Annotated in this window: 17 protein-coding genes and 1 pseudogene; 8 read left to right on the forward strand and 10 right to left on the reverse strand. The window is 60.5% G+C overall.

Translation table 11 applies throughout. The annotated features are described in order from the left end of the window. Positions 1-195 (forward strand): hypothetical protein (locus V7S63_RS28445; RefSeq protein ID WP_336532793.1); only part of this gene is annotated, 195 nt, incomplete at its 5' end. Between the two features lie 301 nt (positions 196-496). Here V7S63_RS28445 and V7S63_RS28450 read toward each other — a convergent pair. From V7S63_RS28450 to V7S63_RS28465, 4 genes are all read right to left on the reverse strand, one after another. Then, positions 497-823 carry a hypothetical protein gene (locus tag V7S63_RS28450; protein WP_336532794.1) on the reverse strand — a complete coding sequence of 109 codons (327 nt, stop codon included), beginning with the start codon at positions 821-823 and terminating at the stop codon, positions 497-499. Then, the gene (locus V7S63_RS28455) at positions 820-1224 is read right to left on the reverse strand and encodes a GFA family protein (RefSeq protein ID WP_336532795.1); all 405 of its coding nucleotides are present in this window, start codon (positions 1222-1224) and stop codon (positions 820-822) included. Before V7S63_RS28455 ends, V7S63_RS28450 begins: the two co-directional genes overlap by 4 nt. A gap of 114 nt (positions 1225-1338) precedes the next feature. Then, complete coding sequence (locus tag V7S63_RS28460) at positions 1339-2193, reverse strand: alpha/beta fold hydrolase (protein ID WP_336532796.1); 855 nt, start codon at positions 2191-2193, stop codon at positions 1339-1341. A gap of 112 nt (positions 2194-2305) precedes the next feature. After that, the gene (locus V7S63_RS28465) at positions 2306-3181 is read right to left on the reverse strand and encodes a hypothetical protein (RefSeq protein WP_336532797.1); all 876 of its coding nucleotides are present in this window, start codon (positions 3179-3181) and stop codon (positions 2306-2308) included. Between the two features lie 772 nt (positions 3182-3953). On the opposite strand from V7S63_RS28465, the gene V7S63_RS28470 reads away from it, so the two are divergent. Both V7S63_RS28470 and V7S63_RS28475 read left to right on the forward strand, forming a co-directional pair. Next, positions 3954-4199: a hypothetical protein gene (locus tag V7S63_RS28470; protein ID WP_336532798.1), complete on the forward strand. Its 246-nt coding sequence runs from the start codon at positions 3954-3956 to the stop codon at positions 4197-4199. A 658-nt stretch (positions 4200-4857) separates the two neighbouring features. Beyond that, positions 4858-5115: a DUF6894 family protein gene (locus V7S63_RS28475; RefSeq protein WP_336532799.1), complete on the forward strand. Its 258-nt coding sequence runs from the start codon at positions 4858-4860 to the stop codon at positions 5113-5115. Between the two features lie 318 nt (positions 5116-5433). On the opposite strand, the gene ku (V7S63_RS28480) is transcribed toward V7S63_RS28475, so the two are convergent. Then, entirely contained in the window at positions 5434-6246 is an 813-nt protein-coding gene (ku, locus tag V7S63_RS28480) for a non-homologous end joining protein Ku (protein WP_336532800.1), read from the reverse strand. Positions 6247-6257: 11 nt separating this feature from the next. Further along, positions 6258-7145 carry a non-homologous end joining protein Ku gene (gene ku / locus V7S63_RS28485; RefSeq protein WP_336532801.1) on the reverse strand — a complete coding sequence of 296 codons (888 nt, stop codon included), beginning with the start codon at positions 7143-7145 and terminating at the stop codon, positions 6258-6260. 138 nt (positions 7146-7283) lie between these two features. Here ku (V7S63_RS28485) and V7S63_RS28490 point away from each other — a divergent pair, with 138 nt between their 5' ends. Further along, positions 7284-7502, forward strand: a complete 219-nt coding sequence (locus tag V7S63_RS28490) for a hypothetical protein (protein ID WP_336532802.1) — start codon at positions 7284-7286, stop codon at positions 7500-7502. 182 nt (positions 7503-7684) lie between these two features. Here the strand turns inward: V7S63_RS28490 and V7S63_RS28495 are convergent, their stop codons facing one another. Next, on the reverse strand, positions 7685-7897 hold the full coding sequence (locus tag V7S63_RS28495) for a hypothetical protein (RefSeq protein ID WP_336532803.1): 213 nt from the start codon (positions 7895-7897) through the stop codon (positions 7685-7687). 461 nt (positions 7898-8358) lie between these two features. Here V7S63_RS28495 and V7S63_RS28500 point away from each other — a divergent pair, with 461 nt between their 5' ends. Together V7S63_RS28500 and V7S63_RS28505 are read left to right on the forward strand one after the other, a co-directional pair. Continuing rightward, the gene (locus V7S63_RS28500; RefSeq protein WP_336532804.1) at positions 8359-8772 is read left to right on the forward strand and encodes a hypothetical protein; all 414 of its coding nucleotides are present in this window, start codon (positions 8359-8361) and stop codon (positions 8770-8772) included. Between the two features lie 219 nt (positions 8773-8991). Next, a protein-coding gene (locus tag V7S63_RS28505; RefSeq protein WP_336532805.1) for an IS3 family transposase occupies positions 8992-10133 on the forward strand; the annotation gives its coding sequence in 2 pieces (ribosomal slippage) (positions 8992-9277 and positions 9277-10133; 1143 coding nt in all). 856 nt (positions 10134-10989) lie between these two features. Here V7S63_RS28505 and V7S63_RS28510 read toward each other — a convergent pair. The 3 genes and pseudogenes from V7S63_RS28510 to V7S63_RS28520 form a co-directional block, all read right to left on the reverse strand. Continuing rightward, on the reverse strand, positions 10990-11304 hold the full coding sequence (locus V7S63_RS28510; protein WP_336532806.1) for a DUF1236 domain-containing protein: 315 nt from the start codon (positions 11302-11304) through the stop codon (positions 10990-10992). Between the two features lie 236 nt (positions 11305-11540). Next, on the reverse strand, positions 11541-11999 hold the full coding sequence (locus V7S63_RS28515; protein ID WP_336532807.1) for a YidB family protein: 459 nt from the start codon (positions 11997-11999) through the stop codon (positions 11541-11543). Between the two features lie 20 nt (positions 12000-12019). Beyond that, positions 12020-12273, reverse strand: a pseudogene (locus V7S63_RS28520) (GlsB/YeaQ/YmgE family stress response membrane protein). Between the two features lie 711 nt (positions 12274-12984). On the opposite strand from V7S63_RS28520, the gene V7S63_RS28525 reads away from it, so the two are divergent. Both V7S63_RS28525 and V7S63_RS28530 read left to right on the forward strand, forming a co-directional pair. Continuing rightward, on the forward strand, positions 12985-13281 hold the full coding sequence (locus V7S63_RS28525) for a hypothetical protein (RefSeq protein WP_336532808.1): 297 nt from the start codon (positions 12985-12987) through the stop codon (positions 13279-13281). 13 nt (positions 13282-13294) lie between these two features. Beyond that, positions 13295-13462 carry a hypothetical protein gene (locus tag V7S63_RS28530; RefSeq protein ID WP_336532809.1) on the forward strand — a complete coding sequence of 56 codons (168 nt, stop codon included), beginning with the start codon at positions 13295-13297 and terminating at the stop codon, positions 13460-13462. Positions 13463-13727 lie beyond the last annotated feature (265 nt).

Consider the following 13727-nt stretch of genomic DNA (forward strand, 5'->3'; position numbering starts at 1 on the left):
CCGGCGCAATGTGCGATCGGGGCCACCCATGAACCGCAGCTGTGCGTAGAAAGTTCCGATAGAAGGTCGATTCATTTCGCGACCGCAGGCAAGCAGCAACCTGGCGAAGCGTACGGTTCGCGGCTCAACGAGCATTCAAATCTCGATCCGGCTGAAAGGACCAGCGAAGCACCACCGCATAGGCAACAAGATTAACCAACGTTCGTGAGAATTTCCGCAGGGCAGGCATGATCCGCTCCAAAGCAGCTGGCTCAGCCAGCGTTCGCAGCTTTCAACTGGCTTGCCCTCTTGTCGGTTTCTGCTGGAGCGCTATGGCATTAAACGGCGAAAACCTCGGCTGGGGCGTCCGCGTCCAACGTCTCCAGATCGTCCGCCAGCACGAAGAAGCATTTAGTCAGCGTCGCCGCGATTTTCACGAGATCCAGTCGCCCATCAACAAGGACCGATTGAAGGTCACAAGAGAAGCGCAGGTTCCTTGGGCATCAGCTTCTCTCGGTTATTTGTGGCCACGCACAGCGAGAGCCCACGCAGCGTAGGGCGTATGCTTGGCAAGGTGGCGATTGTAGTCGGGGGCGCTGTCGGCCCACCAAATGGGTCCGCGTTCACCTAGCGCAATCTTGGCCGCGTTGACGGCAGCACGGGCCTGCGCCAGATCCCCATTGCCGCGCTTGGCTTTCTTGACGGCGCGCCGCGCATCCATCAACGCACCGACTAATGCATCCCGCTCCGGCCCTGATATCGCCGGGTTGGTGGCGCGCCACAGGCGTCCCCCAACCAGGAAATACCGGCCATCGGGTGTCACCGGATAATCGCGAGACGTCATGATTGCTCGGCAGATTCCCGGTCTCGCGTATGCTGCTCGGCACGCTTCTGGCGCGCGAGCCACGGTTCGCGCCGTACAGTCCAGAGCTCATAGGCAGGCACAAGGGCGCTTGGCGGACTATCCAGCGTTCCGAGCTTGATCTCGATCTTGTCGGAGCCGTCTTCCCAATCGAACAGCGACGATCCGCAGGCGGGGCAAAAGGGGCGGCCTCCAGCCCGGCTTTTCCGGCAACCAAGTTCAGCAGACAGCGTAGTGCTTACTTTCGGCCAGATGCCAAAGAATGAGAAGGCCGAGCGCGACTCTTTGCGGCACGTCTCGCAATGGCGGATTCCGACACGGATAGGGTCGCCGTCGAGTTCGTAGCGGACCTGTCCGCAACTGCAGCCACCAGATAGTTTCACTGATACGCCCTCGCGCAGTTGTTCGGCCCCTGGCGGCGAACAAACAGCGCGTGGCAGCGAGTGGTTCCCGGCAATCGGGCCTTAGGCAACGCCTGCCGCCTGCCTAGGACGTCGTTATGCGAAAAACTGCACCATAGCTTTAGCGAGGGCTTCCGGTGCTTCCTCAGCCATGTGATGGCCGCTCGGGACCCCCTGACCGCGCCGGTCGGGTGCCCAAGGCCGCCAGACCTCCAAGACATCGCCATAGAGCGTAGGAAGGTCATCGTGTTCGGACCAGAGGCAGAGCAACGGACATTGCAAAGTCCGCCCTGCCGCGCGATCTGCCGCGTCATGGTCACGGTCGACGGCCGGGCCCGCACGGTAGTCCTCAATCATCGTGTGGACTGTTGCGGGGTCGTGAATCGCCGCATGGAAATCGGCGAAATTCTCGGCGCCCATTGTTTCGGCCGTACCTCCGTACCAAAGGAGCGGATCGGTAAGAATGGCGCGTTCGGGTTTTTCGGGCTGGCAGAAAAAGAACCAATGCCACCAAAGGCGCGCAAAGGTTTCGGAGCAGCGCTCCAATGCTTCGATGATGGGCACGCCGTCCATCACTATCAGGCGTTCCACGGCGCGAGGATGATCCATAGCAAGCCGAAAAGCGGTGTAAGAGCCGCGGTCATGGCCTGCCAGAAAGAAGCGCTCAAACCCCAGTTTGGCCATGAGCTCGACGCAGTCCTGGGCTTTGGCACGTTTCGAAGACTGGACGTGATCGGCCGTGTCTTTTGGTTTTGAAGACTGACCAAACCCGCGCAGATCCGGGCACACGACGTAGAAGTGATCTGCCAGCAAAGGCGCAACGCGCCACCAGGTCGTATGCGTGCGCGGATGGCCATGGAGCAAGAGTAGCGGTGGACCTTCGCCGCCATGCCGGACACGTAAGACAGCCTCAGCTACTTCGATGAAATCCAATGCGAACCCGTCGAACATGGGTGCCATCCTGGTACTACAGCAAATCAATAACCCGCGCCTGGAGGGCGCGGGCGTTGCGTAGCGAACCAATGAAGTTCGAGACGTCTAAGTTCGGCCAATCTAACCCGCTCTACCGTGGTCCAAACAGCGCACTGAGATCAATTTCCTCGTCGCGATGCTTGCCGCCTAAGACGGCTGCAAACCAAGCCGCTGCAGCACCTGCCAGCAGTGCCGCCGCAGTGAGGAAAGCGGTGATCACGCCCATCCGTCGAGCGCGCTCGGCAGCTTGCTTGGCTGACTCCTTTGCCTGGTTGAGCTTCGCATAGGCGTCGTCGATCCGCTTCTCGGCGTCCTGCTGGGAAATATTTGCGCGTGCGGCGAGCCGGTTCGCGATGTAGCCCCGGTCGGCTGGATCCAGCGCGCCGTTGGCCAAGCTGCGGGTCAGGATCCGAGATGCCTCTTCACGCTCTTCCGCTGAAACCGGCTGCGCGCCATTGGACCGCATCACGGTATCGAGTGCCGAAGCGAGCGGATCGGCTTGCTGGCTGACGAGAGCCGCAGCGCCCGTTGCTGCGGCGCTGGCCCCGGCAGCGGCGGTTTTCACCGCACCGGTGATCGCCGAACTGGTGAGCATCGCAACCAACAAGGCACCTGCCGCCCAGACGACCAGGCCATGCGCGCCATCGCGCACATGACGTTCGTGAACTGAGGCATCAAGGGTTGGCCGACGCATACGCCCCGCCAGGTAGCCCCCGGCAGCGCACGCAGAGATCGTCACCCAAAGCGTCCAGAGTCCGGCTGCAATCGCCAGGGCAGTGAAGCCGGATGAACGGGACGTGTCGGCTGAAACCATCGAAAGACCGATGGCCGAACCGAACGCCGCCATGATGGTAGTGATTGCGGCTGCTATCACAGCGCCGCCAAAGATTGGGCTCCAGTCCAGATAAGAGGATTTGTCGCCGGTTCCCGGCGCGACGACGACTACGTCCGCTGTGTCCATTGCCATGACATCAACTCCTAACGGAGGCCGAGGAAGGACAGGATGGCCAGAACGACCACCACGAGGCCGACGATGTAGATGATGCTGTTCATTGGAGCTCTCCGGCAGGCGCGCCAAGATGGACCGCGCAGCAAGAAAACGAGCGCTCGTGCGGGATGTTCCGACATAGCCACTCCGCTTAAGGCCACACGGGGCGGTGCTATTCGCGAGCGCAAAGGCCAGAACGGAACACCGGTGCACGCTCATGGTTGGGTTGTCAGCACATCCACCCTCGAGGACCAAAATGCGTAGTACTTCCGAGATTGGCTTCGGCGGACGCGCCATTCACAATTGCGAGGGATTGCTAGGCCGCTGAGGCCCGGATCGCCGAACTGGCAATTGCGCCAGTGGGCTCGGACGTTGGACCTGCCCGATCCATATGACGAGCGAGAGCGAACGCGGCCCGCTTACATTGTCGTCAGCTTGGTGGCCAATGCGGAAGACGAGACGATCTGACCCGACGCGCCATCGAGGGGTTCCGACGAGCACAGGCATCTTGAGGAAACGGCCCTGTTGGCTCGCGCCGGGGGACCTTTTTGTCGGCCGGTGCGCCCACCGTAACGCAGCAGGCCAGCACGACGGCAGCGAGCGCCACCGCATATAGCAAGGTCTCTGGTTTCATCGTCGGTCCAGGCGTTTCATTGGCGTGCAACGGCGGGGCAGTATAAGCGTTTCAGCGGTACGGTGATGCACCTTCCATCCGCTGCTGTTTGGCCTTGTTTCGGTGCAGGGTGGGGAGATGCCCTTCTCCTCGTTAAACGACCCCAATGATCTCGCGCGTGCGTGCCGAGTTCTCGATTCCGCCTGGGCGAAAATTCAAGAGCTCAACCTCGTTCGTGGTGACCCCGAAAACGAGCGAACCGGCCTGGCCCATATAGTTGCTGGTTTGCTGCTGTCGGCCGAGACCGAGGAAGATCTGGTTGACCTCGCCGTCGCGCGCTACCTCGAAAGGAACATGGGGCGTGACTCGGCGTTGACCGAATAGGCGCTGCTAATCCGGCGCCGCCCCTCTCGCCCGTCCTTTCCGCCCCCCAGCCACTGTGGCGGCGAGAGGTCTCCTGCAGAGTGCCTTGCCCCGTTGGTTCGCGCCCGCGGGGCTTTTTCTTTCTGCCCCGGGTGCTAACGTCCCAGTGGCGTATTTCGACCTGCGCCATGCCTCTCGCCGGGCCAGTTGCTCCTCCCCAGCAGTGCAGGCGAGAGTCTCTAGGCCCGGTCTCGCTCACGCGGGGCCGGGCCTTTTTTCGTTTCAGCCTATTGCCGCCTTGTACCGCTCGAACTCGCTAATGAGCTGTGCCCCGGCCGCGTCTCCGCGTTGCTGCTTGATCCCTCTCTCGCGCTCGCCTTCAGCACCCTGGACGCCGTGGAGCACTTACCCGCGGCAGTCCCGAACGAGCGGACCAACCTCGCGTATGTTGTCGCTGCTCTCCTGAATTCAGCCGAGAGCGAGGGCGACTTGATCGAGGCTGTCACCGCCCGGTTCCTGCGCGACAGGGAGCGGGGCGCATGATCTGGCATTCATGCCCGCATCGAGGAGGAGCTGAGCTATAGGTTGCCTCGCGCTGGCGCGTGATCAGTGAGGAGTTCTGGAACTGAGCACCGCGCCAACCGTTCAGATCGAAGGGCGGGGGTTCTAGGAGTGAACCATGCCGAAGTATCGCTTCGCTACTTATGATGGCGAGAAGCTCGACCTGAGCCCCGAAGCATTCGACTTTCCCAACGACGAAGCCGCTGCACGCGAGGCTCAACTGGCTCTCGCTGATATGGCGAATGAAAATCTACCGGATGGCTCCCATGTGGACATGCGCGTCGCTGTCGAGAATGAGGCTGGCAAGGTCATCTACCAGGCCTCGCTAGAGTTCAACAGCGAGAACGCTAGCGACATGCGCATCAAGCGTTCATGACCCGGCGGTGGGTGGACGACTAAGCATTAGAGCAAATTATCATGGTAGAATTCGAGGCCCACGTTCTCAATCAAAAGGACGAGCAGATTGCGTTCTTTCACGCGGCAGCCGTCACATGCCGGCGGCTAGCCAGCACATCCCACGACGTTGATCTTGCTGAAGTCCTTCTGGAATTGGCGGACGAGTACGATGCAACTGGAGAGGCGCTCGCGCTCTTGCATTTCCCTCCCGGCCACACTGGGCTGCCTAAATCCGCAGTGCAATAGCTAGGCACGGCGTCGAGCAGCGAATAGCCGGGTATTGTCGGTCATGCGCGCATCATGAGGCGCGCGTTTTCGCTCCGCGAGGGGCCAAACTTTGGCGAAGTGCTTCCATGATGTCGATGACGTTGCTCTCGGACGGGCCGTCCCCCTTCTTCGCCTTCCCGATGCGGGATGGCTTGAGCGCCTTCTTCTTGGCCGCAATGATGTCCAGAAGCGCAGTTTGGACCGGGTCTGCAACCATATCCGGCGACCACGGTTTCGTATGATCCTTGATGAAGCTCTGAACGAGCGGGATGAGACTTGGATCGGCCGTGTCGGGCACTTCCCCAAAATAAGATGCCTCCGACCTAACCTCATCGCCGAAGCGTAGCGTCCACAACACAATTCCCTCGCCACGCGGCTCCAGCACGACGGCGCGCTCGCGCCGGCCGACTACCAGCTGCGATATTCCCAGCACCTTGTCGGACGCCATTGCGTCCCGGATCACGGCGAAGGCCTCATGCCCAACTGGATCGTCTGGCACTAGGTAATGGGGCTTTTCGAGGTAGACCCACTCAATGCTCTCGCGCGGCACAAATTTCTCGATGTCGATTGTCTTGACGGTGTCGAGCGCGACAGCGTCAAGCTCGTCGTCCGTGAGCATGACGTAATCGTTCTCGCCCCGCGGATAGCCCTTGATCTCGTTCTCGTCCTTAACCGGCTTCCGAGTGACCGAGTCGACATACTGGGAAACGACACGATTGCCGGTGACCTTGTTCAAGGTGTGGAATCGCACCTTCTCACTCTCGGAGGTCGCAGGCGACATTGCGACCGGACACGTGACCAGGGACAGCTTGAGGTAGCCTTTCCAGTATGGGCGAGGGGCCATGTCGCCTCTCCTTAACTCGCCTTGCGCTGCTGGGCGGGGTCAGCAGCGGCAGACCCGTGCCGAGGGCGAGAAGCCGTCCCGCGATTAGCATTCGCAGCTGCGCGCGGCCGGGCCCCCTGGGCCATCGCCTTAGCGCTCTCACGCAAGGCTTCAAGGAGATCGTTGGGCTTGGAAACCTTGACCTCCTTTCGCTTGGGCAGGGCCTTGCCTTCAGTCTTCGCCTTAACCAACTCCGCCAGCGCCGCCTCGTAACGGTCATCGAACGAGGCCGGATCGAACTTTCCTTTTTTCGTTGCGATGATGTGCTTCGCCAGGTCCAGCATCTCGCCTTTGATGCGCAGCTTCGGCATTTGCTCGAATGCCTTGTCCGCAGAACGAACCTCGTAGTCGTACTGCAGCGTTGTGGCGATCAGGCCCTTGCCGTGAGCCCGGATCAGGACCGTCCTCATACGCCTGAAGAGAACGGTCTGAGCTACCGCGGCGACCTTCGATTTCGACATGGCATCACGGAGCGCGGTGAACGCGTCGGAGGAGACCCGATCGGTCGGCACGAGGTAGTAGGGCTTGTCGAAATAGACGTCGTCGACATCGGAACACGGGATGAAAGTCTCGATAGCGAGCGTCTTGTCGCTTTCCGGAATCGTGGCCGCGACCTCTTCCGGATCGATCATGACGTACTCGCCATTCTCGATCTCAAAGCCCTTGGTTTGGTCCTCGCGCTCGACCGGCTTGCCCGTCTCGCTGTCGACGAAGATGCGATTTACGCGATTGCCGGTGGGTTTGTTCAAAGTGTGGAACGCGATGCGATCGGAGGTGCTGGCGGCGGTGTAGAGGCCTACTCCACAACTCACCTGGCCGAACTTGATAAAGCCCTTCCACTGGGCACGATGACCGGCCATGGCACACTCCCAACGCAACACAACAAACTCCCGCGACTCAACCGCGCTGCAGTGCTCTTGTTCCGCGCATGGGAGACTGTCGGACGGGGGAACTTAAGCGGTGTATGTCAGGAACGTCTGTACTCGCGCGAAACGCAGTTGCCGAAGCTCGCGGCCGAAATCGCCTGTCGCGGCTGGAGGCATGACGACAAGCTGCGCCATGCATCGTTCAAAGGGCTGCGCGATAAGGCGGACGAGGCGAAAATCTATGGGCTGGCCTGTATCTACCTGCTCTCATTTCAATCCGAAAAATCCGAGGACGAATGCTCCTGCGATCAATGCGCAGCCGTGGCCGGCGGCCATCAGGATGCAGCCTAGCGGGTAGTGAGAAGCCATCGCACGTTTCCAACCGCCCCAAAGGCCCGCGCCAATGCTCCATCGGAGGCCATATTACAAACATTCTAAGGTTGGCTGCCTAGGTCCATTCGGGACTACTCTGCCGTAGCGCCTGCGCTTCGCCCCTCAACTGATTGCAAGGTTGCGGAACGCGGCAGACCGCATCAACCGGTGCCGGAATCAATGTCGTCGGTCGGAACGGTCAATGGAAGAGCACCTGCCCCGGGCGTTGCCTCAAAGTTGGTCGAGCCCTTTTTCACATGTGGGCCAGCTGCAGAGTTCTTTTTCCCGCGGCGGCGCGGTTGTTTAAGGTCGACCCCCTCAATCTGTTCGCGACCTCGATCAAATTCCGTCTTCGGCTTTTTGTCGTCGACCATTTGAGGTTCGATCCATTCCAGTTACCGAGATTTCCGGTCCTCGAACCATCTCAAAGGGTTAGTTAACCGGTTGAAAAGCACAAAACCGTCCGACGTCGCTCGTCCGAGCAGAACGCTCCTTGCCATCGTTCGCTGCATCGAGTGCCGCGCAGTCTGAAAAGTCAGAGCAATCAACTTTGTGATGGCTCAACAAGAATAAACGCCCCACCTTCTGAAATAGTTCATTTCGGTTGGTTCGATCGTTTTCGTCGCACGCCCAAATCGAGAGCGCTGAGTGAAGATAAGAGATTCTGCTCGTGGCAGATCCGGGCCTTTGAAGGAGTGCCGAGAGCCGGCTTTGAACATTCTAAAATTGACAACCAGCCCTTAAGAGCGCCTACTTCAGGCCAGCCGACTTCCCTTGCTTTTGGGTCGTTTCCCGACCTCTTTCGCCGCAGCTAGACCGCGGCAAGGCGGCTATCATGTCAACGAACGATCGATCGTACACGGCCATTGTGCCGTGGTACGACGAGGACGATTTTGCCGATCTCCTGGCAATTGGCAGCGACGCTATCGAGCCCACACAAAGCTATGAGGTTTGGTACCGGAGCGCGATGCAGTCCATCGACGACCTTCTGCGCGCGGGCAACGCAGTGGCTTTTGTGACCATCAAGCCGCTGGCTTATATCGCCTGGCTTGATGGGGCGGAGAACACTCCCGAGATGCGGCGCAGATACGCTGAGCATCTTGCAACCTGTACGCCCCCCGAAATTAATCTGCACGGAAGGAACCAGAGGGTGGATCCTGCCAACACAATGTTGGGGTCCTCGGATGTCTCCGATCGGCTGCCGCCGGCTATTGCCGGGTCGGCGGCGCGCGGACGGTCTCGCGGATAACCATATTGCACTGTTCGACGGCACGCTCGCGGATGTCCGCTTCCTCAAGCATGCCGACCTTACGAAGCTGGGCGGCCTCGTCCCCAGCAACATGTCGGCTATGATCTGGGCTGCCTCGTGAGTTAGTGCAGCGCCATCGCTGACATGACAACGAGCGGCCTACCATCTGGCGGTACATCGCGGTGCGGCCGTGACGTTGCCCCCTGAGGCGCCCTCGGTTTGAATTGGACTCCGTCGGAAGGAGACGGAGGGAAGAAGAGCCTGTTCAGCGAAGAGCAGATCATTGCGGTGCTGAAGGAGCATCAGGCCGGGATCGCGGTGGCGGATATCTGCCGCAAGCACGGGATCAGCGACGCGACCTTCTACAACTGGCGCAGTCGCTATGGCGGCATGGAGGTGTCCGACGCGCGTCGGCTGAAGGCGCTCGACGACGAGAACCGCAAGCTCAAGAAGCTTCTGGCGGAATCGATGCTGGACGTCGCGACGCTGCGCGAGGCGCTCGGAAAAAACTTCTGAAGCCCGGATCGCGGAGAGCGTTCGTGAACTGGGCGATCGCAGAGAAGAGCTATTCGCAGCGTCGGGCCTGCGGTCTGATCGGGCTCGACCCGAAGACCTATCGCTATGCCTCGCGGCGATCAGACGATGTGGAGATCCGGGAGCGGCTGAAGACCCTTGCGGGTCAGCGGCGGCGGTTCGGCTACCGGCGCCTGCACATCCTCCTGCGGCGGGACGGCATCGCGCTGAACCATAAGAAGCTGCTCCGGCTCTATCGGGAGGAGCGTCTGATGGTGCGCCGGCGTGGCGGGCGCAAGCGTGCGCTCGGGACACGGGCGCCGATGACCATGCCGCAGGGGCCGAACCAGCGCTGGAGCCTCGACTTTGTCGCGGACCAACTCGTCGATGGCCGCCGCTTCCGCGTCCTGGTCATCGTCGACGACTTTACGCGAGAGTGCCTGGCGCTCGTCGTCGACACCTCGCTCTCCGGCCAGCGCGTCGTCCGGGAGCTCGATGCACTCATCGTCCTTCGCGGCCGGCCACTCATGGTGGTCAGCGACAACGGCACCGAGATTACCTCGCGCGCGATCCTGCAATGGCAGGAAGACAGCCGGGTCGAGTGGCACTACATCGCACCAGGCAAGCCCATGCAGAACGGCTTCGTCGAGAGCCTGAACGGCCGCTTCCGGGACGAATGCTTGAACGAGCACATGTTCCGAAACCTGCCGAGCGCTCGCCGGCTAATCGAGGAATGGAGAACGGACTACAACGCCCACCGGCCGCATACGAGCCTTGGCGGCCTCACCCCGAACGAGTTTGCAACCCGGTCCAGAACGGACCACAGCGAGAACAGAGTCCAGTTATGAACGAGGGCAAACAGGGGGCAACGTCAGCCGGCCGCCGGAGCATCGTATCCGAAGGTAATGCCTGGACGCATGGGTTGCGTTCGATCGAGCCGAAGCTGCCAAGATCGAGGCACTAAGCGCCGTCTTAACGAAGCTAACGAGGTTGCTCTATTTTGGGACTGAAGTGAGATCCGTGCAGCACCCATTCGATCTCAGCTTTTGGGTTGGAGCACTCGGCTGTAATTTCGTTGGGCGGAATGCCGCGAGCATTCGCCTCAAGCAAAAGGCGAATCGCTAAATCTTTAGCGTCTCCCGGTCCTCTTCTGACGTTTTTGGTTATCCAGCTGCCCACAAAGTATCTTGCGCGCAAAGACATTTTGCTCCTCCTCTTAATTACTCATCGCCTCGTCCTGCACACCCGATAACCCCGATTACTCCGACTATAATCGCGGCCCAAATGATTATAGCGGTAGACATCTTACGTAAGGCACGCGAACACTAGGACCATGAGCATCAGCAACCTCACTTTCCAAAGCAGAAGAAGGAACGCACTTCTCTCGGTGTCGCCCCGCCGATAATGGCCAACCAGCATGTGACTACTTCCCGCCGCAACTCTCCTGGCGCCACCTATTCCCGCCTGTCGATTGAGCGAGATTCCTCAGATCCAGGCGGCCCTCGCGCCCCCATTCGCTTCCCCACGACCGAGTCGGACGAACGTGTCGCCCACCACACTGCCGCGAAGTAAACTCCCAAAAAGGCTGTGATGGCAGCGATTGCCGCTAACGTCCGCATATCGTTCGGCTTCCGAGAACTGCCCGAACCTCGCCAGCAAGTGCTGACGAGGCCCGCGCAACACCCAAGAGGGGTGCTCAGATCATCACTGAATGATCTGGACGACGCGCCGGCTGGACGGTTCGACCAGCACGACATGGTTGTCGGTGTAGACGTAGCGGTACTTGGTGACGCTGGGGCCCCAATCGCTGGGCGCGGTCTGAAGCTCGACATCAGCGGGGAGCATGGCGCCTACCGTGACCTTCTCCTTGATGGTTACCGGCTTCATCTTCTGCTTGACCACGTACTCCTTGATACGGGTCTGCTCGGGCTGGCCGATCATAATGGTGGTTTGCGCGAAGGCGGCAGAACTCGCCACGAGAGCGGACGCGGCGACGAGGCCGAGAAGTGTGCGGTTCATTGTTATTCTCCTGGTTGGGCGCCTTGCCGGCACCATGGGAACAACGTTGGCTGACGATAGCAGTTCCGAATTGTTCTAATTATAAAAATTTGAAGACTGGCTTGAGGCGGCCCGCCCTCGTGGGAGCGTTGGCTGGCTTCCCAGCGTCGCCAGCCAAAGCTTCGCACTATGCCGCTTGTGAGCGGGAGCTGGGTTCGGCGAGCCACCAAACTGAGCACAAACTGGCCTGTTGGGCCCTAAGCTGGGATGCGGCCGTCGGGCGTGTACCGGTCGACCGCCTCAGGCAACTGCTTCGAAAGGCGCGCCAAGATTTCATCTCGACTGAGGCCGGTCTGCGTCGCCAGGCGGTCCATCACATCAGGGCCGATCGCCTGTTCGAGATCCGGGGCTTCGATCTGCTGGTTTGGACCGGTTCGTACCCAGGAGTCGGCAGCATCGCCTCGGCCGGCCTGTCGGAAGCGTTCGATAAGCTCCTGGATGCCGTTGCCCAGCATGCCACCGATCCCGCCAGCTGTGGCGGATTGGGACCCGCCGATGACGTTGTCCAGTCCGGGGGGCGCATCCTGCGGCGCCCGTCCCTGCTGTGAACCTCCGAACCACTCCGCGAGCTTGTCGCGATTTTGGTAGCCTGCGACCGCAAGTAGGCCGAGCAAAGCGGTCATGGATGGAAAGCCACGGTTGTTGCTGTCGCTCATGAGATTTCCCCTTGGTGTGTTTAGGCGCTGCGGCGGCTCATCATCGACCAGCCCATCAGCACGATCACGGCACCGATGACCGCGCCAATCAGTCCCGCACCTTCGCCGGCCGATACCAGCCCAATGCCTGCCCCAGGAACGTGGCTACGAAGGCGCCGATGATGCCGAGGATTGTAGTGAGTACGAAGCCTGCGGGCTCATTCGAGCCGGGCGACAAGAACTTTGCGATGATGCCGGCGACGAAGCCGATGATGATGGTCCAGACGATACCCATCGATGGCCTCCGAGCCTGATGTTCGCTCAAAGGCGACGCGCGCTTGGCAAACCTCAACCCAAGCCGTGCTCAGAAAGTTCCGGATTTCGCTTAACCCCCTCTTCATTGCTGCTCGATACGGGTCGCCAGCCTGGCTCGCGGATCCCGATCGCGCGCCAAGCCCCGGCGAAGCTAGTCTGAGCGGTCCGAAATCTACCTAAATTGGCGAACTGCGCGCGAAGAGCCCTGAGCTATGACCGTTTCTAGATTGCCCTCAAGCACGCAAAACCGTCTCGTCAGCGAGGCTGCGATTTTCACGAGATCCAATTGTCCGTCGATCAAGACAGAATGCAGGTCTAGATTGTCTGAGGCGACATCGCCGTCGCGTACAGGAAGCTGCCTTTCAATCTCCCGATAGATCGCTTCCGCCAGCCGCTCGCAATCGCACGACATGCGTGTTTTGGTCCTTTGATTTCTGCCTTTCCAAGAAATGGGGTTGGAATGGTTGAATGAAAGCCCTTCAAGCGTGGCCGCAGCAAAAGGCTGCGGAGCGACTATAGCCACCAGAAGATAAGCACTATGGCGTCGCGAAGATTGAGCGAGAAGCCGACGCGATCGGTCAGGCGGTAGCTGATCGAGATTGGCATATTGTGTGCTCCCAATGCTGGGAGTGATTATGCGGCCGCCAATTAGTGCGGGGATAAGTTATTTTCAGTTGCCAGGAGGAGGGCGATGACCAGCACACGTCCGCATCATGTTGTGATCGAGGTCGACCGGGCCCGCTTCCATTCGAAGCTTCGTGACATCGAAGGCTGGGTCGCGGAGTGGGGGATCGATGCTGAGGTTGGGTCAGTGCTCGGGTCTGCCGGGATGGTCCGGGTTCGGTTCGCCGACGAGAAAGCCGCCTACGCGTTCCAACGATGTTTCTCCGGGCGTGCCGTAGCGCTGGACGAAATCGCTGCGGCGCTATCCGCCGATGCTAGGGATGAGGATCTGTACGACCAATTGGCGCGCGAGTACCCTGATTGAGGGGAGGCGTGTCATGGGCCACTGGGAACAGATCGGCGTCGAGAACCGCAAGAGCCGCGAGCGGCAGGCTCAATGGCCGCGCTGGCGGCGGGAGCTCTATCGCTACGGTAACACGGCGATCATCGCGTGGGCTTGGATCGCGTCAGTAGCGATAGGGCTGAGGCTGTTCGGGCTGCTCTGAAAAGGTCGTCGGGCTCGCCCAACTTCTCGCTGCCCCCATGAGCGGCGATGCGTCGGGCAGAACGAGAGCGTCTCGAGGTGCGGCGACCCTGGAGCCCTTGATGCCCTACTTCGCGGCTTGCGTGCTGACGTTGCCCCCAGTTTTTATTCAGCGCTGAGTTCGTTTCCGGCAGTTTTGGAGCCCCTTGAGGCGGGTGAAGCGTCGGGCGTCAGCGCGGAGCTTTTTGCGTTGCGCAGCGCCAGGGCCCGGCGCTGGGTGAAGGTCG

Source organism: Allobosea sp. CCNWLY174, from assembly GCF_037120455.1.
In the GTDB taxonomy this organism is placed as follows: Bacteria; Pseudomonadota; Alphaproteobacteria; order Rhizobiales; family Beijerinckiaceae; genus Allobosea; species Allobosea lupini.